Raw genomic sequence first — 20,471 nt, forward strand, 5'->3', positions numbered from 1 at the left:
ACTTTAAGAATCAAAACTTTCTGACCAAATTAACCATCACACTTAGTAACATGAAAATCAACGATCAACAACCTCTTCCAAATTATATAGCCAATGAAACCCGTTATGACCAAATGCCATTTAGAAGATGTGGTAAAAGCGGTATTCAACTCCCTTTGATTTCATTGGGCCTTTGGCATAATTTCGGGCACAATGCTGATTTCAAAAATGCACGAACTATTCTGCGTCAGGCTTTTGATTTTGGTATCACCCATTTTGACCTGGCCAATAATTATGGGCCTCCTTATGGTTCTGCTGAAGAAAATTTTGGTAGAATCATGGAAAAGGATTTCAGACCCTACCGGGATGAACTGATTATCTCCACCAAAGCCGGTTGGGATATGTGGCCAGGACCATACGGAAATTTGGGTTCAAGAAAATACCTGATCGCCTCTCTTGACCAAAGCCTGAAAAGAATGGGTTTGGATTATGTGGATATTTTTTACCACCACCGACCTGATCCGGAAACGCCATTGGAAGAAACCATGGGTGCTTTGGATCATATTGTCAGGCAAGGTAAAGCCCTTTATGTAGGCATATCTCAATACAGCGCTGAGGATACTGCGAAAGCACATCAGATATTAAAAGACCTGGGCACTCCCCTATTTATCCATCAACCCCGCTACAGCATGTTTGACCGCTGGGTGGAGAATGGCCTCTTGGATGTACTAGGTGAAAAGGGAGTCGGTTCAATCGCTTTTTCTCCCTTGGAGCAGGGTGTATTGACAGATAAATATCTGAAAGGAATTCCTGAAGACAGCCGGATTGCTAAAGACGGCAGGTATCTCAAAGAAAGTCAGATTTCCGATGAAGTATTGTCCAAAGTAAGTGCACTGAATAAAATTGCATTGAACCGTGGTCAAAGCCTGGCCCAAATGGCCATTGCATGGTTATTGAAAGACGAAAGGATTACCACGGTTTTGGTTGGGGTCAGCAAACCCGAACAATTGGCGGATAATGTGAATGCAGTAAAAAATCTGAACTTCACTGAAACTGAGTTAGCTGAAATTCAGAAGATTTTGGTTTAGAAACGAGAGCCGAGAAGCGAAAGCCGAGAAAGGTTTTTTTATAGCGAGAAGTACTCGAGAGTCCTTAATATACTGAAAAGTCCTCCTTCCAACATGGCAATCTCCGTGGAAAAGATGGGGTCTGGAGTTGCTAGAAAAGAGAGGAGTTGCTAGAAAAGATAGGTGATTTATCATAAACCTTAATTAAAATTGAAGAACCCCAATAAAGTAGAATAACTTTGTTGGGGTTCTTCAATTTTACCGGATAGCATTTTCCAAAGTAGCCAGATAAATGAATTTTTGATCCCGGGATTTCAGCCCTTTTTCCTGTGCTGCCCTTTGTTCTGCGGTGGATTCCATATCCTCATATTCCTGCGCATTGAAAAACTGAACGTAATCTTTATAAATATTCATGGTCAGGTGCGTCAATTTGGCTTCGCTTCCAAATGGCAGTGCTGTCCTCAATAGGCTCCAACTCCCCATTAATCCCTTTTCTATACGTCTTTGATGGATAGGTTGAAAAACTTCCTTCTCAGCCTTTTCATAAATATCAAATTGACCCTCTACGGCTTTCATCAAATCAAATGATGCCAATGTACCCTTAATTAATTTAAAATTATCCTGAGTTTTAGCTATCTCTTGCATATAAATTCTTTGAGCTAAATCCCTACTTTCTATGGCATTGTTGAATTTTTCAACAACCTGCTTCTCTGTCAGGTGGGGGTAGGCAATCATCGCATATCTGACCATATCATCTTCCTGAAGACCATTCATCATAGTTACGGGATCCCTGTAATAAGTAATAGTGATATATTGAAATTCACTTGGATCAGCACCCGATTGAAGAGACCAAAAATCCCAACCTTGGATTTTTTTGTCATTTACAGCAGCTTGATAGACTTTTTCCATAAAATCCTTGAATTCTATGAAATCGTAAGTCTGATTGGTTTCAACTTTGATAAATTCAAAGACCATATAGCGGGTTTGCTGTGCCAAGCTCATGGAAACAGCCATGATGCACAATACTATGAGAATACTGATTTTTTTCATGGGAATATTGTTTATCGTTAAAGCCTAAATGATAAGTATTTGGTAAAATTTAGCTATTTAATTTGGAAACATATAATTTACACCGTCTTTTTTTTATACCGATTAAGTATTTGACAATAGATATGCCATAATTGGTATTTTTTACCCGTTAATCCGGAGCTTCTAAATTCCATTAGGAATAAAAGCCGGATCTTATTACATTTTGAATCCAAATATCACAAATATGAAATTTTCAAGAAGACAATGGCTGAAAAGTGCTTCACTGGCAGGTGGGGTAGCCTTTTTGACAGGAGCAAATTCAATTACTTCTTTGTCATCAGAAGAGGTGAAAAAATTCAATCCAAGACCACTTGGTCCTATGGTACGGTTGGGATCCAACGAGAACCCTTATGGGCCATCTCTAAAAGTAAGAAAGGCAATGGAAGAGGCTTTTGATTTGGGTTGCAGGTACCCCTGGTCCTATAATTCTTCCCTTCAAAAAATGATTGCGGACAAAGAGGGAGTCACTCCGGACCATATTGTACTCGTGGCAGGGTCTACTGAAGGATTGAAAATCACGGGAATTACCTATGCCGGGCCTGGTGATGAAATTATTTCCGGCCTGCCTACTTTTCTCTCCTTAATGACTTACGCAGAGACCTGGGGAGCAAACATCAATTGGGTGCCTTTGGACAAGGATTTGAATTATGACCTTCAGGAAATTGAGAAACGGGTTTCTTCCAAAACGAAACTTGTTTTTCTATGTAATCCCAATAATCCCACCGGAAAATTGCTCCCCGCCAAAGACGTTCTTGATTTTTGTGAATCAGTGAGCAAAAAAACCATGGTATTCAGCGATGAGGCCTATTGTGATTATATTGAAGATCCAAATTACCCTTCCATGACCAAATTGGTCAAAGAAGGCAAAAATATAATCGTCTCCAAAACTTTGTCCAAAGTATATGGACTGGCAGGAATCAGATTGGGATATTTGGTTGCAAGACCGGATATCGCCGCCAAACTTTCAGAAAGGGTTGTAGCCAACACCAATATCATGGCCATAGAGGCCGGTAAAGCTGCATTGTCGGATTCGGAGTTCTACCAATTCAGTTTAAACAAAAACAAAGAAGCAAGGAATTCCATAGAAAGTACCCTAAATCAATTGAAACTTGCCTATTTACCCTCCCAAGCCAATTTTGTGTTTTTCCACGCCAATCAAGATGCGAGCGTATTAGCAAAGAAAATGCTGGAAAAAGGTATAATTGTGGGTCGTCCATTTCCTCCCCTAAATGATTGGTGCAGGGTAAGTACCGGAACCATTGAGGAAGTAAAACTTTTTAATGAGGCACTGATTGAAACTTTAGGTTGATTATTTTATGATTGATTTTGAATTAAGACTTGAAAATGAAACATTATTACTTAGACCTTTGGAGGGACAAGACCTTCCCGGTCTAATGAATTTAACCTCAGAACCTGATTTGTGGCGCTTCTATACCCATGATCTATCGACTTTGGAAAGTTTGATAGCCTGGTCCAAGCCTGCATTTGAAAAACAGCGATTACAGTTTATTATTATTGATAAGGGAAATGGATTACCAATGGGATGCACGGCTTTCGGGAATATCTCTGAAAGGGACAAGCGCTTGGAAATAGGCTGGACTTGGCTGGGCAAAGCATATCAAGGAAAAGGTATCAATAACCAGGTAAAAAGACTGATGCTCTCCCATTGCTTTGATATTCTGGAACTTGAAAGGGTTGAATTCAAAACAGATGTGTTGAATATTCAGGCCAGAAATTCACTGAAAAATATCGGGGCAATTGAAGAAGGCGTTTTGAGAAGCCATACCCTGATGACCAAAGAGAGAAGAAGAGATACGATCTACTATAGCATTCTTAAATCTGAATGGAATTACGTTAAAAGAGAAAATGATTGGTAAAATGTTAAATAAGTCAAGGCCAGGAATATCCATTTCTTTGAAAAAGAAATGGATATTGATTTTCCTGCGGGGCATTTTCAAATCCATGTTGCTATTGCCTTTTTTATTTTCTTCCTGCGACCTCTCCGAAATAGAAGACACAGGCTTTGACCAGGCAAACTTTATTTATATCGGGGATCAACCATTCCAATTTGTCTCTGCAAAGTTGACATTGATTGGACCTGTGGATGTGGATAATCCTAATTCTCATTATTGGGCAAATCTTCAATTATCTACCGACATTGAATTCAGAGAGCCTTATATTCCAAATTCAAGTGTGATCAGCATTGGAATACATGCAGTTTATGATGGTACTCCCCTTCCAAAATTCCCCCTGAAGGATGGTGAATACAAAGTTTTTCCACCATCGGGTATTACAGACCAGGAAATACTGAGTTCTCTTGAAGGAAAAAATTTCAGCTTAGGGCCTAGTATTGGCTTGAATTATTTATCCGGTCAACTTGACTTCAACAGTTATCGGGACGCAGAGAGTGGCATTATTGATGTGAGTTTTGATTTTTCGAAAAACAGAGTCAGGGTTGCCCACAATTGGATCACCAAGGAGGGAACAAAAATTGTCGGAACCAGCCTTGTGCCTATAGATATTTCGGGTTTTATTCCATAAAAAAACCCGATTCAAATTTATTGAACCGGGTTTTTGAGAATTATTATTGATAAGGATTTTTAAACGGTAGGCAATTTCCAACCATTTTGGTAGTTGGCTTTCATCAATGCATTGGCTTCCTTGTCGGTAAACTGACCTTTAGCTGCATCCCAATATACTTTCTTACCGGTTTTATAGGCAATATTACCCATTTGAGCATTTATAGCAGCAATACTACCTGTCTCAATCCCGCAGGTCAATTTGCTGGCATCATTGCTTGTGATGGCATTCACAAAGCCTTGTGCATGTAACTCCAATGGATTTCCCTCAGGTTTGATCAATTGGACTTCTTCCAATTTGTTGACTCTTTTACCATCTTTGGCTTCAGTCTCCGGAATCACTCTCCAACCTCCTCTATTGACTACCAATGTTGCATTGTTTCCTATAAAGGCAATACCTTCTGTGGTACCGTAATTACCACCGTCAATTCCGGTAGCATGCTCCCATAGCATATTGAAACCATCATATTCATAAACAGTCTGTAAAGTGTCAGGGGTCTCGGAGGCATCATCAGGATAGGCGAATTTCCCTCCTGAGGCCATTACTGATTTGGGTGCTGTGACTCCCATAGCATAAAGTGCAATATCTATCTCATGCACTCCCCAATCCGTCATCAATCCTCCTGCATAATCCCAAAACCAACGGAAATTGAAATGAAATCTGTTTGCATTAAAGGGTCTTTTCGGCGCAGGTCCCAACCACATATCATAATCCACACCCTGAGGAACCGGACTATTAGGAACTACAGGAACAGGTTTCATCCAGCCTTGGTAAGCCCAGGTTTTCACCAGTCTGATTTGTCCCAACTTCCCGGATTTAACATAGTCAATTGCTTGGGCATATTGAGATCCGCTTCTTTGCCATTGACCACATTGTACCATTTTACCATATCTTTTCTGGGCTTTTACCATCAGATTACATTCTTCAATGGTGTTGGCAATCGGTTTTTCTACATACACATGCTTTCCTGCAGAGAGGCCATCTATCATATTCAGACAATGCCAATGGTCAGGTGTACCTACGATAATCGCATCAATATCTTTGTCCTCTAACATTTCCCTGTAATCCTTATAGACCTTAGGTTTCTTTCCCCTCAGTTTATTGACGTCTTCAGACCTTTGGTCAAGGACATTGGAATCTATATCCGCAATTCCGATACAGTTTACATTCGGCATTTTAAGATGTGCATTCATATTGGACCAACCCATGCCTTTTGCACCGATCAAACCGAAATTCAACTGGTCAGACGGAGCGATTTTTTTTGACAATTCCCTTAGTGAATCAGCGGAAACAAATGTGGGAATACTAAGACCTGCTGTGGCCAACAAACTGTTTTGGATAAACTTTCTTCTTGAATTCATTTTTGATTTTTAGGTTTATTGTTAAGGTTTTTAAAGAGAAAATAAATTAAATCGGCAAATAAGGTATTCTAAGCTTAGAGCAAAGAACACTTTAAATATATAGGATATCAATAACACATCTTAAACCGATGATAAAAAATAACCATTCTTTTTTAAAAAAAAGGAAATTATAGCTTTAGAAATTATGAAAAATTATTGGCTATTTTACCACTTTCAATCCATTAAAACCAAATAGTCTATCAAGATTTAAACTTATACCAATTCTAAATTTCCTATTTTTTATTTATTTATATAACCTAATACCCATTTATTGGTTATTTTTATATCAAATTTATTTAACTATGAAAGCAAGAGAAATCGTTACGCTACAGCGTTCATTACTTCATGATACAGAAAAATTATTGAATCAGCAGATTGAAATGGAGGGGAAATCCTCCGCCTATTATCTTTCAATGGCTTCTTGGTGCCACATGATGGGATATGCCAACGCTTCCAAATATCTTTATGTACATGCGGACGAGGAAAGAATGCACATGATGAAATTATTCCATTATGTCAATGAAGCCGGAGGCCATGCTATTCAGCCTGAAATCACCGGTGTCAGACACAATTTCAATTCCCTGAGGGAAGTATTTGAATTGATTCTCGAACATGAAATCAAAGTAACCAAATCCATCAACTTAATTGTCGATCACGCATTTAGTGCCAAAGACTTTGCGACATTCAGCTTTATGCAGTGGTATGTCACCGAACAACGTGAAGAAGAAACCCTCGCAAGAAGAGCCTTGGAACTCTTCGACATTATCGGTGAAGAAGGCGTTGGTTTATGGACCATTGATCAGGAATTGGGTAAGCTTCACGATAAGACTGCCGGAAATCAGCAATAATCCTTAAATACTAACAGGCTGTCTTATTTACAAAAGCTGTATTTTTGATTATTGCACAATCGGAAATAGTTTGGCCTTGGTCAGAACATGAAGCTCTAAAATAAGACAGCTTTCTTTTTTTATCATCATTAAATCCGCCACCTCTTCTAAATGGAATATGGATTCTGAGAACATGAAATAGCTTTCTTTGATTATGACACATCATCATTTTTTCTTTTGATGAGATTGACTGCCGTTTTTAAAATAAAAACTTAGCATCTTGTCTGATATTTCAGCCTCTTTTGGAGGGAGCGTATCGAAAAGCCAATCCCAAAGGATTACACTGAAAGAGAAACCTTTGTCAGGATATTTTCCATGATGATGAATATGTGCTTTTTGCAGGTTGGGCATGATATACCGACTCCAAGGTTGGTGTAATAAGTAATGCAGAAAACTGTAAAATGAAAATCCCAGACAAAATCCTGCAAAAAGTGTGAAATAATTATTCAGGTAGATGGCAACTGACAGTATTATAACTGAAACTGAAAAAGTCAGTAACCTGTGATAGCCGTTGACTTTCATATCTTTTGGATGCTTATGATGCTCCATATGAATATCATATAGATTACTTTTTCCATATCTAAAAAAATTATGCATCCAAAATCGGTGCAGTGCATATTCTGTAAACGTCCAAGATAGCCAACCTGTCAGTAAAAGAATGGCGAAGGTTAGTCTACTGTCTGTCATTTTTGTTGCACAAATCAAAAGTAGTCCTGCTATCAAAAAAAAAGTGACAAAACATCTGAATACTTCTGCTATACTTTGTGCTTTCGGGGATAATTTTTCAGTTAGTCTCATGATCATTGATTTTTAGTTCAGGTATCATCAAGCTATTTTGACGGTCGCCCGAATCAGATTTGGCTTGAAAATGTTTTGCTGAACTAAATTATCAACATTGGAAAGTATAAGCGAATTGAAAAAAACAGCTCTTAAATTCAATTTTGCACCTATCCTGTTTTATAAACTTTAGACTGCTTACCATTATTGAATTTTGATTATATCGAAAAAGGTTTATTCATTTTTTGCAACAAATACAAAAATCACTTATTCATTTAAAGGAATCTAAAGAAATATTGATACGCTATTAAAAATGATGTCTATTCAAGACATTTTTTATGACTTCATTGTCTAAACAAAAAATTCTATAGCGGTGATTTTTAAATGGTTTAGTTTAATTAAATATTGGTAAAAACACATTATTTTTTTATCTAATAATTGGCATAAAAAAAATTTATAATTTTGTCAAAAAGCCTTAAATTAAGGGATTATATAAACATTAATTTATTTAACTAAATATTATTCTGTTTGACTTAAGAAAACATGATATCTAAATTTTTGAAATTAGTATCATGAATTCTGCTGATTTGGATATATCATTACCTCTAACCCTTTTTGACTATGGCATCCTCAGAAATTCAAGTTCAGTTTTTCCAACATATCAAAAATCTTTTACCGCCTTACAAATCCCTCGTTGATGAAATCTCTGATTTACTTGAAATCAGCAATGACTCAGCCTATAGAAGAATCCGTGGTGAAAAATTCATTGATCTTGAAGAAATCAAAAAAATCAGTCAGCATTTTAACATCTCCTTAGATCAGGTTTTCAACCTTCAGACCAATGCAATAGTTTTTCACGGTAAACTCAATTCTCTGAACAAAACGGGTTTTGAGGAATGGTTGGATGATGTCCTGACCCAACTACAACTGGTCCAATCTCAAAAAAATAAACATATTTATTACCTGGTGAAGGATATGCCCCCTTTTTATCATTTTTATTTCCCTGAACTTGCATCCTTCAAATTCTTTTTTTGGATGAAGTCAATACTTTATTATGAAGACCTCAAGCAAGAGAAATTCACTACTGAAAGTTTATGCTATTTCAAGTTCAAAGAGACCTGTAATAAAATCATCCACGTTTATAACCAAATTCCAACTACGGAAATATGGAATGAGGAAGGGATCAACGTTACCTTAAATCAAATAGACCTTTACTACCAAATGGGTCTGATCCCAACGGCTGACCTGACCATTAAACTCTATTCTCAGTTGTTGGAGACGGTTAACCATTTGGAAAAAATGGCAGAATCCGGCCTGAAATTCGGTATGGGAAAATCCCCTACCTTTGAAAGTGCACCATACAATATGTTCGTCAATGAATTTGTCATCGGTGACAATACATTTTTTGCAGAATTGGAAAATGTCAGAATCACTTATCTCAATCACAGTGTGATGTATTTTATCGGTTCGATGGATCCAAAATTCAACGATGCCATGTTTAAAAACCTGGATAATCTCATCAAAAAATCCACCATGATCAGTTCTGTAGGTGAGAAAGAAAGAAACAGGTTCTTCAATAAACTCAGAAAGAAGATTGAACAAAAAATGGAAAATATCAATTAAGAAATATTCTTGTAATTTAATTATCCTTTTTTTCCATATTTTTGAAACTATGTTTTATACTCATCTTTTAAAATTTTGTCATTATGGAATCTGCATTAAAGAAAAGTAAATTTATGATTAAAAACTGGTGGCTTCCACTGATCATCGGTACTTTATTTATCCTTGTTGGAGCCTGGACCATCTCCACTCCCCTTGCCAGCTATATGAGTCTGGTAATTATATTTGCTTCATTTATGTTTGTCTCAGGTATATTCCAGCTTATTTTCTCAATAAGGAACAGAAATGAAATAGACGATTGGGGCTGGCATTTTGCTGGGGCCATGTTTGATTTTGTGGTAGGCGCAATTTTGTTCTTCAATCCTGCATTAACAATGGCAGTACTTCCTTTTGTACTTGCTTTTTACTTTATGTTCAAAGGTTTCGGCACAATCGGATTTGCTTTTGATATGAAAAAATACGGTTCTGATGGCTGGGGTTGGTTACTATTCAGTGGTGCTTTATCTATCATTTTTTCTTTGATGATAATTTTCAATCCAACTTTAGGAGGATTAACGATAGTTTTCTTTACAGCATTTGCATTCTTTTCCCTGGGATTTTTCAACATTGTGCTGGCCTTTACACTTAAAAAAATAAAAGGGAAAACCGGTGATTTAAAGGATTTAGTAAGTAATTTAAAATAAAATCCTACCCCAAATAAACATAAAAATCTGTTTAAAGTTGGCTTCAATAGCCTTCCTTAAACAGATTTTATCATTCAAAAAAGAATCCACTGAGTTCTCAACTGGTTTTTGATGGGTCAATCAATTCTACCGGGACAGATTCAACTTTCCAGATTTCGTTGCAATATTCCCTGATACTTCTATCGCTGGAAAACTTACCCATTCTGGCGGTATTTAATATGGACATTCTTGCCCAATTGGATTTATCTCTGAAAGCTTCATCTATCTTATCCTGAATTTCGACATAAGATTGATAATCCGCCAAAACCATAAACTGATCATCATATAACAAAGAATCTGTCAACTCTTTGAAAATCAATTGGTCCAATTGAGAAAAATAACCATCATTGATCTGATCAATTACCTCTCTCAAGTATTTGTTGTTTTTATAATATTCCCAAGGTCTGTAGCCCTCAGATTTGGTTTTTTCGACCTCATCAGCTGTCAATCCGAACAAAAAGAAATTTTCTTCGCCCACACATTCACGTATCTCCACATTTGCTCCATCCAAAGTCCCGACAGTCAGTGCACCGTTAAGCGATAATTTCATATTTCCTGTACCCGAAGCTTCTTTGCCGGCAGTAGAAATCTGCTCTGATAAATCCGCCGCAGGGTAAATTTTCTGGGCATTTGTGACATTGTAGTTTGGATAAAAGACCACTTTAAGCCTATCCTTTACATCCGGATCATTATTGACCACCTTCCCTACTGCATTGATCAGTTTGATTATAAGCTTCGCTTTCCTATAGCCCGGGGCAGATTTTCCTGCAAAAATGAAGGTTCTGGGGACTATATCAATGTCAGGATTTCTTTTTATCCGATTGTAAAGTGTGATGATATGCAAAACGTTCAGATGCTGTCTCTTGTATTCATGGATCCGCTTGACCTGAATATCAAAAAGAGATTCAGGATTGACGATCATGCCCAATGTGCCGTGTATTTTTCTGGTAAGCTTTTTCTTCTGTTCCAGCTTGACCTCCATCCATGCTTGTTGGAATTCCGGGTCTTCGGCATATTTTTCCAATCCTTTCAATTCTTCCAAATGTTTGATCCAGGTATCACCGATTTTGGAAGTGATCAGTTTGGTGAGTTGGGGATTACTCAACACCATCCATCTTCTTGGAGTGACTCCGTTGGTTTTGTTACTGAATTTTTCCGGAGAAAATTCATACCAATCTTTCAGAACCGTCTTTTTCAACAATTCTGTATGCAAGCTGGCCACTCCATTGATAGCAAAACTGCCAACACTTGCCAGATTTGCCATTTTGATATATTTCCTTCGGCCTTCCCCAATCAGAGAAAGGCTGTCAATTTTTTGATGATTTCCAAAAAATTTAAGCGTAACATCCACCAAAAACCTCTTGTTGATTTCATAAATTATATCAAGGTGTCTCGGCAAAACAGATGCGAAAAGCTCTAAATCCCATGTTTCCAAAGCTTCAGGCAATAAGGTGTGGTTGGTATAGGCAAAGGTCTTGGTGGTAACCTTCCATGCATCATCCCACTCCATCCTGTGCACATCCAATAGCAACCGCATCATCTCTGCAATTCCTATGGAAGGATGGGTGTCGTTCAATTGGACTACAAATTTCTCATAGAAATTTTCGATTTTATCTCCACTTCTCAGGTGAATATTTATCATATCCTGTAAAGAACAGGATACAAAGAAATACTGTTGTTGAAGCCTCAATTTTTTTCCTTCAATCTGTTCATCATTGGGATAAAGAACCTTGCTGATGTTTTCACAGATAATTTTCTGGTTGACAGCATTACTGTATTCACCCGCATTGAATGACTGAAAATCAAAAGTTCGTGGGGCTTCAGATTTCCACAAACGTAGGGTATTGGCAGTATTGACCTTGTAACCGAGAATCGGAGTATCATATGCCACGCCTTTTACTACCCAACCGGGAATCCAATTATTGATCAATTTTCCCTTTTCGTCAATATAACGCTGCACATGTCCCCCTAGCTTTACATCATAGCTGATTTCTCTTCTTGCGATCTCCCAAGGATTGCCTCTTCGCAGCCAATTGTCCGTATCTTCTACCTGCCAGCCATCTGAAATTGCCTGCTCAAAAATCCCGAATTGATAACGTATGCCATAGCCAATAGCCGGAACCTCAAGACTTGCCAAAGAATCCATGTAGCAAGCGGCCAACCGACCCAAACCTCCATTGCCCAATCCAGGTTCAACTTCTTTGTCTATCAACCAATCCAAACTGAATCCAAGCTCTTTTACAGCCTGTTCCATTTGTGAATAAATATCCAGGTTGATCAGATTGTTGGCCAAATGCGGTCCAAGTAAATATTCCGCAGATAGGTAAGAAACTATTTTGTTTTTACCGCTGATATATTGTCTTACTGATGAAGTCCATCTTTGAAGCATTCTATCCCGTACTGCGTAAGAAATGGCCATAAAGTAATCATTTCTTGTAGCGATTTCCGGGTATTTCCCCTGAACATAAAAAAGGTTATTGGAAATGGCTCTTTTCAATGCATCAACAGAAAGTCCTGTTCTTGCATCTTCCACCAGGATATTATTTTTGACTTGTTCAGCAGCAGCTTCTTCAATTTTGTTTTCTTTTTGTATTTTATTTTTCATCGAAATAGGTATGAGCTTTAAAATTTGAATGATTAAAAAACCTACATGTTCGGTTCCAAAAATCCCCGAAAGTTAATCAAAACATCATGCATTAAAAATCATGTAAATAATTAATAGCTGATCGTTTTCGTCGAAAATGGTCAAATTATTGGTTTTTAACAGGAAAATAAAGAAAAAAACTAATCAGAATTGACTAAAATATATTAATCTTTGCAGTTAGCTAGACAAGTATTATTTTGATTCATAATTTGAATGATTTTAGCTATGAAAATAAAACAGATTATTGCATTGGCATTGGTTTATGGCATGTTTTTCTTCTCGACAGGATGTCAAAAAAACAGTAACAAAGACGACATCATAGTGGATGACGAAATGTTTGAAGACATGGATGAAGAAACTATATTGGAAGAAGGGTTTACCGATGCTCATACTTCTCAAAACTCATTGGATTATTGGGGGATTTATAGTGGAATTTTACCCTGTGCCGATTGCGAAGGAATTGAATTGATCATCGAACTTAATTCGGATTTTTCTTACACAAAAAAAACCACCTATTTGGGGAAAGGCGATGGCAAGCCTATTGAGACTTCAGGAACATACTCATGGAATGAGGCTGGTAATTCCATTATACTTACAGGTGAGGATGCTCCAAATCAATATTTTGTGGGAGAAAATGTCCTCTTTCATCTTGATATGGATGGAAACAGAATTACCGGTGATCTTGCTGAAAAATATAGATTAAACAAACAGTAATATTTAGGAAAATTTATACCCTTGAAACAACACAATTTAAATTATGAAAAAAATCTTAGTATTTGCGGTTTTGATTTTGGTCGCCGCTTGTTCACCAGCAACTAAAGTCACCCGTTCATGGATCAGTCCTGACAAAAACACCATAGGATATTCCAATTTATTCGTCGCAGCCATAATCGGTGATGTAGGAAAAAGGCAGGCAATAGAAGATGATGTAAGGAAGACGCTAAGTTCCATTGGAGTGGCTTCCACCACAAGTAACGCCAATATTCGCCCAAATTTTTGGATGAGTACGGATTTGGATAAAAACGCCATGATGAATGTGGTATATCAAAACGGACAGGATGCGATTATGACTATGACACTTGTGGATGTCCAGGACGAACAAAGGTATATCCCAGGTGCAATGATGATGGGTGGCCCCATGATGATGGGCGGACCTATGATGGGACCTGGATGGGGAATGGGTGCAAACTTCGGCGGATTCTGGGGAATGAACCATGGGATGATGATGACTCCTGGACATATCGTCAATGACAGAAGATATTTTATTGAAATCAATCTTTACGATGTCAAATCCGAGTTATTGGTTTGGTCCGCACAATCCAAAACTTTGAATCCTAAATCATTGGAAAAATTCTCTTCTGAATTTGCCAAAGTAGTGATCGAAAGAATGATGGAAGAAGGTGTTGTAAGAAGACAGAATTAATTTAAATAATAAAATCTGAACGGATACTGAATTACTCGGTATCCGTTTTTTTTTGCTTTTGTTTAAGAATCTCCCCCTCCCTTATCAAGGTTACTGATTGTTTATCTTAAACTTAAATTCAAGCTCTGATTTTTTTACCATAAATATCCAGGGAATTTCCAAATAGCCTTAATTGGAAACCCAAATCCGGAATATCAGCATTTCAAAATCAGATATGATCCCCAGGAAATTCCTTTAAGGTATGCCTTCTAAAGTCTTTAAATTTGTAATTGACATTGATCCAAAGGAAAAGTCCGTGGTTAATCACCAGCGTATTTGATGTTGGCAAACTGAATCTGATATGGTAGCCCGGTGAAAAGGTTACCGTCTTTTTTTGAAAACTGAAAAGTAAAAATGTCCTGTGTTCAAAAGGATTGGAAGATGGTGCCGGACCTTGTGTAAATAAAGATTCATTGAATAAAGTTGTTGAAAAATTAAAATGTGGACTCAAAGCATTTTTCCAATTGTATCGTAAGCTGACATTGAACCGCAAGCGGTGGTTCAAAGAAAAACCATCAATTACTTCCGTTTGAGTCAAATTGGCCCTGTACCTCATATCATGACGGTACCTAAAGCTTGCCGAAAAATTGTTTTTGCTTGGGACCCTAAATACGATTTGCCCCCAAGGTCTGTTTTCCGGTCTTATAAGACTCCCCTCAGAAAAAGGAGTGGCAAGTCCCAATCTTGCATAGCCTGCAGTCAAAGCAAACTTTTGATCTGCTGTATGGTATGTCAATCCACCTCTTAAAATCAGAAAAAGATCAGGAACATGGTGGGTATCCAACCACAAAGACCATTTGGGGGCTATCTGTCCCGAAGTCATAAAACCAAACCAAACCTCGCTGTTCACACTTTTTTGCCTTTGTGCAAATGAGGAAAAAGTTATTATAAAAAAAAGTAATAAAAGGGAGTTTTTCATCAAACTAAATACTTTCAATTTCATAAAATCAATCGGCCAAGTCTACTAAAAAGTATAACTTATATGAAATCAAGGATCATAAAGAATATCATGAGACTTAATTAATATTTTTGATACATAAAAGAGCAAAGAAAACGTCTGCTTCTATTTAAATATCGAAACAATTAATACATTTACGGTGGTTTAAAAACCAAATATAAACTTAGTAAATAATTAAATATGAGAATAAATATACCTATAATTTGGTTACTTTTTATTGTATTGATAGTCGGTTCTTGCATACCAAGCGGACCTGACGATGTCACAAAGCTTGATTTTATATATTCCAACCACAATCCGGAATATGATTTTGGACAGGGTGAAACATTTGCGCTTCCACAAAATATAGTCATACTGAGAGATGTACCCCCTGTTCCCGGTCAGATGCCACCCACAGTGGATTTTGTGGTTTCCCAAAATATCCTGGATGCCATCAGCTTCAATATGACATCCCGTGGATTTAGACAGGTCAGTCAATTCAATGATCCTGATTATATTATTTTACCAACCCTATCTGAAAGCGGTACACTTTCTTTTAATTATGATTGGTGGTTTTGGGACTGGTGGGTTCCTAATCTGGGCTATGGCTTAAGCGTCCAATATCCTAATTTTAATCCGGCCAGAATCACATCGGTCAATACAGGGACTATTTTGCTTCAAATGTTGGATATGAAAAACGCAGTCCCAAATCAGCCACTTACTGTAAATTGGATAGCCGCATTAAATGGGGCCCTCACAGGTTCACAATCCAACAATGCCAGCAGGGCTGTTTCTGGAATCAACCAGGCTTTTACTCAATCTCCTTTTCTAAAGAAATAATTTCATGAAAATATATTACAGATCTTTTTTTCTTGCTGCATTCACTTTGCTATCATTATCTGTTTATTCCCAGGGTATTCTGATCAAACTAAATTATGCCCCATCCTTACCAATGGGAAGCACAGCAGATTTTACCGGAAATTTCAGTGGAAGAGGTTATAATATTGAATTTTTCAGAATGAGTGATAACCAAAAGGGATTTGGTGCTGAAATTGGAAATTCAAGATTCTTTGAAGAAGTGGCAAACCAGACCATCAATTCCGGTTCAGTAGCTGTTCATGGAAATCAGTTTAGAAGTATTTCAATCACTCCACTTCTCCTTCAATACATATTTATTTTCAATAAAACCGGCCCCATCCGTCCCTATGTCACTTTTGGTGCGGGACTTGGTATCAATACACAGAGAATCGATATGGGTGTTTTTGTGGAAAAGATTCAAAGTAACCAATTCACCGTTAAACCTGAATTGGGAATGATGTATGAACTCAGCGATTATGTCGCTGTTAAGTTATCAGGTAAATATTACCAATCCTTTGAGAACAGTGCCATGAATTCTCAGTCTATGTTGGGTATCAATATCGGGTTTGTTATGTTAAATTTCAGTAATTGATTTTTCACAGGAACATGATCGAATGATGGTGACAAAATTTGTTACCCCGTCCCTTATTATGGTTTTTCATATTTTATGAAAAACACTGTTTGTCGAGGTCGACATCAGCTAATTTAAGGCAATATTAAATTTGGATAAAACGGTGATATTGAAAAATCAAATGGACCCTTATATAAACCATGAGCATTATTTGATTAATTGTAATTAAACAACCATATGATGAAAACCTTCCTGACACTTGGCCTATTCCTGCTGATAAGCGTTTCATCATTTGCTCAAAATGAATCTGAGGAACCAAAGGAATTCAAAAATTCAATCCGGTATAATATATCTACACCTTCTATTCTTGGAATTGAAAATATTATTTTAGGGTATGAGCGGGTTTTGGGAAAAAACAGGAGTTTTACTGTAGCTCTAGGATTAAATAACTTGCCTTTTCTCAATGTTGGTTCTGACTTAACAGGTGATTCTGGAGTGAAGTTAATTGGTGATGGAAAAAATTCCGGTTTTCATTTTTCCGGTGATTATAGATTTTATCTTAAATCCGAAAATAAATTTGATGCCCCTAGAGGGGTTTATATAGGACCCTATTATTCTTTCAATTCCTATAATAGAGGTAATGAATGGGCATTAAATACAGAGAACTTTGATGGAAATGTTTCAACCGACCTGTTTTTTCGGATCAATTCCATTGGGGGTGAATTGGGCTATCAATTTAAACTTGGCAAGCGTTTCCTTTTAGATTTTACCATGTTTGGACCGGGGTTGGCATTTTATAAAACAGGTATTGGTTTGGATACAGACTTGAGCGAAGAAGATGAATTACTGCTGCTTGAAAAAATTAATGAAATACTATCCGAAAGGATACCGGGATTCAATAATGTAGTTTCCGGAGAAGGTATTGAAAGAATTGGAACTACCAATACTACCAGTTTTGGTTATAGGTTTCTCATTAATGTTGCGTATAGATTTTGACTTAAAGTACTTCCTGGTTAAGTTAATTGATAACCTATTGAAAGAATATCCCCGAACGGATAATTTCAAACTTCAGGTGCTCTTTTTGCTTTGGGAATTCCTTCACGCTCATCAAGTAAAAGCCAAAAAATTATACACACCTTAGACCTTCGATATATGATAAATTCAATTTGAATACCTACATTTGGTGTTTAAATCCCTATAAAATCAATTCTTTTAACCAATATTACTTAATTGGATTCAATTCTCAGTTATCGCTCCAAAGAGGAAAAAGTCTATTACGAGAATCTTAAATAAACAACAAAATTTTCACAACTATAAGGATTTAAAATCCTACAATCTTTAATCAAAATCAAATATTTAAATCAAAACAATCCATCAATTAACTTTCAAAAAATGCAACCTATGAAAACAAAATTATTTGCCTTAATGATTTTCTTTGCTCTGCCATTGATCAGTAATGCCCAGCAAATCAACGACGAAATTAAACTGATTCAATCCGCATTTGGAATGGAGAAGAGAGCATTGTTGGAACAGTATATGGAGCTTCCTGCCGATTCGGGATTTTGGCCTGTCTATGAAGCCTATGAAACTGAAAGAAGGGGATTGATGAAAGAAAGGATATTGATCATCAACGAATACCTTGAAAAATTACCAAACCTCACTGAGGCTGATGCTGATAGAATTGCTCTCAAAGCTATGAAAAACACCGCAAGTTTGTCGGGCGTAGCAAGCAAGCATTATAAGAAAGTCAAAGGTGCTATCGGTGCAATCAATGCCGCCAAATTTGTCCAATTTGAGAATTATATTCAAAGTACTGTTTTACTAGCAATTACAGAAAGTTTACCTTTTATAGGTGAGTTAGATAATTGACATACTTTAAAACCTATAAATAAGCCTACTTCCCAAAACCGGAGGCAGGCTTTTTTTTTGAAAAAATCAAAATTGGTATTTTTCAAATACTCGAGTACCTTTATTACAACAATCTTGTTTTATTAAATAACACATGAAAAACAATAACTTATTCACTTTACTTTCACTGCTAAGTGTACTTGTCCTATCCAATTGTGATTCCAAAAAAGGCAGTGAAACGGGCTCTGATGAAAAAACAGATTCTGAAAAGTCTATTTCCCAAGAAGGCATGATATGGATCGAAGGTGGGTCATTCTATATGGGAACAAACGAGAATGATGCCTATCCTGTGGAGAGACCTGCGGTGAAAAGAGAGGTTAAAGGTTTTTGGATGGATAAAGCAGAAGTGACAAATGCCCAATTTTCACAATTTGTAGAAGAAACCGGCTATATTACTTTGGCAGAGCGACCAATAGATTGGGAGGAACTGAAACTACAACTGCCTCCCGATACCCCAAAACTTCCGGAAGAGGATTTACAACCAGGTTCTTTGGTTTTCAGCCCTCCTGCCCATCCCGTTTCGACCAGAGAAAACGATATCAGTCAATGGTGGAAATGGGTTGATGGTGCCAATTGGAAACACCCGGAAGGTCCCGGGAGCAGTATAAAAGGACGCGAAAATCACCCTGTGGTACATATAGCTTTTGAAGATGCTGAAGCATATGCCAAATGGGCAGGAAAAAGATTACCTACAGAAGTGGAATGGGAATATGCGGCAAAAGCCGGAAGAGAACATCAACGCTACGCTTGGGGGACGGAATTAAGACCCAATGGAATTTTTATGGCAAATACATTTCAAGGGGTATTTCCGCATCAAAATATCGTGGAAGATGGGTTCCAAGGAACCTCCCCGGTCAAAAGCTTTGCCCCAAATGATTTTGGACTTTACGATATGATAGGAAATGTATGGGAACTGACTGCAGATTGGTTCGATGCTATTCAGTTTCAAAGGATTTCCGGAAATGCACCGCCTCTTGACAGTGCCATGAACAAATGCTACAATCCTACCAATCCTTTTGCATTGGAAAAAGTCATTAAAGGGGGATCCTTCTTATGTGCTGATGATTATTGTATCAATTACCGTCCATCTGCCAGGCAAGGACATGCTTATGATAGTGGAACCTCCAACGTGGGATTCAGATGTGTCAAATGATTTGATGTAAAAAAAAATCCACCTTCTAGAAGGTGGATTTCTTTTGAATATACTTGTAAATTTTAATCGTGATTTTTAAGTCTTTACGAGAAATAAGGTTTTCCAGAGCAGCAAGTTAAAATATTCTATTGTTGCAATCTGAATACCAAACCACCGGTAAATCCAAATTGGGCAATTGGAGACCATCCAGATAAACCCACAGCAGTACCACTTCCCGGGCTCCACCAAAGACTGGTTCCTACTCCAACAATCGGCATCATCAGGTTTGCCTGAAGCCGTATACCTACCCTATCCGAAGCATAATATTTCATACCTCCCTGAAAGCCCACAGCAAATTTTGTGATATTTCTGTATTCACCATCTGGAAATGCCACAGTACCTGTTCCCAATTTTCCACCCGCGAAAAATGTCATTTTATCTGAGGTTGGAAAAAGTCTGTTTGCACCGATTGTCGCATAATGGACTTGCGCCGGTATATCTATATTTTCCTGTAAGCTGTTAGATCTTGCAACGGCACTGGTTCCCATATAACTGTATCCCAATTCAACTTCTGTAGCTTCATTCAGGGAGAAACCCATCATACCTCCCCAAGTTTGGCCATCCCGTAAGAAAGCCCTTCCACCTGAGATATTAAAACCTGCCTGAAAAGTATAGCCGGTAAATGGGGTAATTTCAACGCCTTGCGCCATCAATTGGGGTAAAGACAAAAAAGATAAAGTCAAGACAAGTAATAATTTTTTCATTGGTTTCTAAGTTAAATTTCTATAAGATTAGCTTTAATAAAATGGTATTTGAATTTATGAAATCCTTGATTCTA

General features: G+C 37.4%; 20 protein-coding genes. 14 read left to right on the forward strand and 6 right to left on the reverse strand.

Translation table 11 applies throughout. The annotated features are described in order from the left end of the window. Nucleotides 1–50: 50 nt before the first annotated feature. A complete protein-coding gene (gene mgrA, locus B9A52_RS18975) occupies nt 51–1,067 on the forward strand; it encodes an L-glyceraldehyde 3-phosphate reductase (protein ID WP_084121947.1) in 1,017 nt (338 codons plus the stop codon). A gap of 237 nt (nt 1,068–1,304) precedes the next feature. On the opposite strand, the gene B9A52_RS18980 is transcribed toward mgrA, so the two are convergent. Next, on the reverse strand, nt 1,305–2,096 hold the full coding sequence (locus tag B9A52_RS18980; protein WP_084121948.1) for a hypothetical protein: 792 nt from the start codon (nt 2,094–2,096) through the stop codon (nt 1,305–1,307). A gap of 223 nt (nt 2,097–2,319) precedes the next feature. Between B9A52_RS18980 and B9A52_RS18985 the strand changes: the two genes are divergently transcribed. Genes B9A52_RS18985 through B9A52_RS18995 form a run of 3 tightly spaced genes read left to right on the forward strand, consistent with a single transcriptional unit; the run spans nt 2,320 to nt 4,676 of the window. Next, a complete protein-coding gene (locus B9A52_RS18985; protein ID WP_084121949.1) occupies nt 2,320–3,444 on the forward strand; it encodes a pyridoxal phosphate-dependent aminotransferase in 1,125 nt (374 codons plus the stop codon). Between the two features lie 7 nt (nt 3,445–3,451). Further along, entirely contained in the window at nt 3,452–4,012 is a 561-nt protein-coding gene (locus tag B9A52_RS18990) for a GNAT family N-acetyltransferase (protein WP_084121950.1), read from the forward strand. Between the two features lies 1 nt (nt 4,013). After that, the gene (locus B9A52_RS18995) at nt 4,014–4,676 is read left to right on the forward strand and encodes a hypothetical protein (RefSeq protein ID WP_157370216.1); all 663 of its coding nucleotides are present in this window, start codon (nt 4,014–4,016) and stop codon (nt 4,674–4,676) included. Between the two features lie 59 nt (nt 4,677–4,735). Here B9A52_RS18995 and B9A52_RS19000 read toward each other — a convergent pair whose 3' ends face one another. Next, nucleotides 4,736–6,076 (reverse strand): Gfo/Idh/MocA family protein, encoded by a 1,341-nt coding sequence (locus B9A52_RS19000; RefSeq protein ID WP_084121952.1) that lies wholly within the window; start codon nt 6,074–6,076, stop codon nt 4,736–4,738. Between the two features lie 341 nt (nt 6,077–6,417). Between B9A52_RS19000 and B9A52_RS19005 the strand changes: the two genes are divergently transcribed. Beyond that, nucleotides 6,418–6,963, forward strand: a complete 546-nt coding sequence (locus tag B9A52_RS19005; protein ID WP_084121953.1) for a ferritin — start codon at nt 6,418–6,420, stop codon at nt 6,961–6,963. A 204-nt stretch (nt 6,964–7,167) separates the two neighbouring features. Here B9A52_RS19005 and B9A52_RS19015 read toward each other — a convergent pair whose 3' ends face one another. Then, nucleotides 7,168–7,800: a sterol desaturase family protein gene (locus B9A52_RS19015; protein WP_172805245.1), complete on the reverse strand. Its 633-nt coding sequence runs from the start codon at nt 7,798–7,800 to the stop codon at nt 7,168–7,170. A 600-nt stretch (nt 7,801–8,400) separates the two neighbouring features. Between B9A52_RS19015 and B9A52_RS19020 the strand changes: the two genes are divergently transcribed. Next, nucleotides 8,401–9,402, forward strand: coding sequence for a helix-turn-helix domain-containing protein (locus B9A52_RS19020; protein ID WP_084121956.1), 1,002 nt, complete (start codon nt 8,401–8,403; stop codon nt 9,400–9,402). A gap of 83 nt (nt 9,403–9,485) precedes the next feature. Then, nucleotides 9,486–10,082, forward strand: coding sequence for an HdeD family acid-resistance protein (locus B9A52_RS19025; RefSeq protein WP_084121957.1), 597 nt, complete (start codon nt 9,486–9,488; stop codon nt 10,080–10,082). 97 nt (nt 10,083–10,179) lie between these two features. On the opposite strand, the gene B9A52_RS19030 is transcribed toward B9A52_RS19025, so the two are convergent. After that, the gene (locus tag B9A52_RS19030; protein WP_084121958.1) at nt 10,180–12,726 is read right to left on the reverse strand and encodes a glycogen/starch/alpha-glucan phosphorylase; all 2,547 of its coding nucleotides are present in this window, start codon (nt 12,724–12,726) and stop codon (nt 10,180–10,182) included. A 264-nt stretch (nt 12,727–12,990) separates the two neighbouring features. Between B9A52_RS19030 and B9A52_RS19035 the strand changes: the two genes are divergently transcribed. Then, a complete protein-coding gene (locus B9A52_RS19035) occupies nt 12,991–13,479 on the forward strand; it encodes a copper resistance protein NlpE (protein ID WP_084121959.1) in 489 nt (162 codons plus the stop codon). Between the two features lie 43 nt (nt 13,480–13,522). Further along, nucleotides 13,523–14,188: a hypothetical protein gene (locus B9A52_RS19040; RefSeq protein ID WP_084121960.1), complete on the forward strand. Its 666-nt coding sequence runs from the start codon at nt 13,523–13,525 to the stop codon at nt 14,186–14,188. Between the two features lie 208 nt (nt 14,189–14,396). Here the strand turns inward: B9A52_RS19040 and B9A52_RS19045 are convergent, their stop codons facing one another. Continuing rightward, the gene (locus tag B9A52_RS19045) at nt 14,397–15,077 is read right to left on the reverse strand and encodes a DUF2490 domain-containing protein (protein ID WP_231955316.1); all 681 of its coding nucleotides are present in this window, start codon (nt 15,075–15,077) and stop codon (nt 14,397–14,399) included. 288 nt (nt 15,078–15,365) lie between these two features. Between B9A52_RS19045 and B9A52_RS19050 the strand changes: the two genes are divergently transcribed. The 5 genes from B9A52_RS19050 to B9A52_RS19070 all read left to right on the forward strand — a co-directional run bounded on the left by B9A52_RS19050 (nt 15,366) and on the right by B9A52_RS19070 (nt 19,654). After that, entirely contained in the window at nt 15,366–16,004 is a 639-nt protein-coding gene (locus B9A52_RS19050; RefSeq protein WP_084121961.1) for a DUF4136 domain-containing protein, read from the forward strand. A 4-nt stretch (nt 16,005–16,008) separates the two neighbouring features. After that, nucleotides 16,009–16,614 (forward strand): hypothetical protein, encoded by a 606-nt coding sequence (locus B9A52_RS19055; protein ID WP_084121962.1) that lies wholly within the window; start codon nt 16,009–16,011, stop codon nt 16,612–16,614. A gap of 216 nt (nt 16,615–16,830) precedes the next feature. Further along, nucleotides 16,831–17,589, forward strand: coding sequence for a DUF3575 domain-containing protein (locus B9A52_RS19060; RefSeq protein ID WP_157370217.1), 759 nt, complete (start codon nt 16,831–16,833; stop codon nt 17,587–17,589). 405 nt (nt 17,590–17,994) lie between these two features. After that, nucleotides 17,995–18,462 (forward strand): hypothetical protein, encoded by a 468-nt coding sequence (locus B9A52_RS19065; RefSeq protein WP_084123600.1) that lies wholly within the window; start codon nt 17,995–17,997, stop codon nt 18,460–18,462. A 133-nt stretch (nt 18,463–18,595) separates the two neighbouring features. Continuing rightward, complete coding sequence (locus B9A52_RS19070; protein WP_084121964.1) at nt 18,596–19,654, forward strand: formylglycine-generating enzyme family protein; 1,059 nt, start codon at nt 18,596–18,598, stop codon at nt 19,652–19,654. A 125-nt stretch (nt 19,655–19,779) separates the two neighbouring features. On the opposite strand, the gene B9A52_RS19075 is transcribed toward B9A52_RS19070, so the two are convergent. Further along, entirely contained in the window at nt 19,780–20,397 is a 618-nt protein-coding gene (locus tag B9A52_RS19075; RefSeq protein WP_084121965.1) for an outer membrane beta-barrel protein, read from the reverse strand. Nucleotides 20,398–20,471: the final 74 nt, after the last annotated feature.

This window comes from Aquiflexum balticum DSM 16537 (assembly GCF_900176595.1).
GTDB classification, from domain to species: domain Bacteria; phylum Bacteroidota; class Bacteroidia; order Cytophagales; family Cyclobacteriaceae; genus Aquiflexum; species Aquiflexum balticum.

Excerpts from the sequence above, each read along its gene's own strand:
- B9A52_RS18985 (WP_084121949.1), top strand. The coding sequence starts at position 2,320 with ATGAAATTTTCAAGAAGACAATGGCTGAAAAGTGCTTCACTGGCAGGT.
- B9A52_RS18980 (WP_084121948.1), bottom strand. The coding sequence starts at position 2,096 with ATGAAAAAAATCAGTATTCTCATAGTATTGTGCATCATGGCTGTTTCC.
- B9A52_RS18990 (WP_084121950.1), top strand. The coding sequence starts at position 3,452 with ATGATTGATTTTGAATTAAGACTTGAAAATGAAACATTATTACTTAGA.
- B9A52_RS19035 (WP_084121959.1), top strand. The coding sequence starts at position 12,991 with ATGAAAATAAAACAGATTATTGCATTGGCATTGGTTTATGGCATGTTT.
- B9A52_RS19055 (WP_084121962.1), top strand. The coding sequence starts at position 16,009 with ATGAAAATATATTACAGATCTTTTTTTCTTGCTGCATTCACTTTGCTA.
- B9A52_RS19025 (WP_084121957.1), top strand. The coding sequence starts at position 9,486 with ATGGAATCTGCATTAAAGAAAAGTAAATTTATGATTAAAAACTGGTGG.
- B9A52_RS19040 (WP_084121960.1), top strand. The coding sequence starts at position 13,523 with ATGAAAAAAATCTTAGTATTTGCGGTTTTGATTTTGGTCGCCGCTTGT.
- B9A52_RS19075 (WP_084121965.1), bottom strand. The coding sequence starts at position 20,397 with ATGAAAAAATTATTACTTGTCTTGACTTTATCTTTTTTGTCTTTACCC.
- mgrA (WP_084121947.1), top strand. The coding sequence starts at position 51 with ATGAAAATCAACGATCAACAACCTCTTCCAAATTATATAGCCAATGAA.
- B9A52_RS19060 (WP_157370217.1), top strand. The coding sequence starts at position 16,831 with ATGATGAAAACCTTCCTGACACTTGGCCTATTCCTGCTGATAAGCGTT.
- B9A52_RS19000 (WP_084121952.1), bottom strand. The coding sequence starts at position 6,076 with ATGAATTCAAGAAGAAAGTTTATCCAAAACAGTTTGTTGGCCACAGCA.
- B9A52_RS19015 (WP_172805245.1), bottom strand. The coding sequence starts at position 7,800 with ATGAGACTAACTGAAAAATTATCCCCGAAAGCACAAAGTATAGCAGAA.
- B9A52_RS19065 (WP_084123600.1), top strand. The coding sequence starts at position 17,995 with ATGAAAACAAAATTATTTGCCTTAATGATTTTCTTTGCTCTGCCATTG.
- B9A52_RS19005 (WP_084121953.1), top strand. The coding sequence starts at position 6,418 with ATGAAAGCAAGAGAAATCGTTACGCTACAGCGTTCATTACTTCATGAT.
- B9A52_RS19070 (WP_084121964.1), top strand. The coding sequence starts at position 18,596 with ATGAAAAACAATAACTTATTCACTTTACTTTCACTGCTAAGTGTACTT.
- B9A52_RS19030 (WP_084121958.1), bottom strand. The coding sequence starts at position 12,726 with ATGAAAAATAAAATACAAAAAGAAAACAAAATTGAAGAAGCTGCTGCT.
- B9A52_RS18995 (WP_157370216.1), top strand. The coding sequence starts at position 4,014 with ATGTTAAATAAGTCAAGGCCAGGAATATCCATTTCTTTGAAAAAGAAA.
- B9A52_RS19050 (WP_084121961.1), top strand. The coding sequence starts at position 15,366 with ATGAGAATAAATATACCTATAATTTGGTTACTTTTTATTGTATTGATA.
- B9A52_RS19020 (WP_084121956.1), top strand. The coding sequence starts at position 8,401 with ATGGCATCCTCAGAAATTCAAGTTCAGTTTTTCCAACATATCAAAAAT.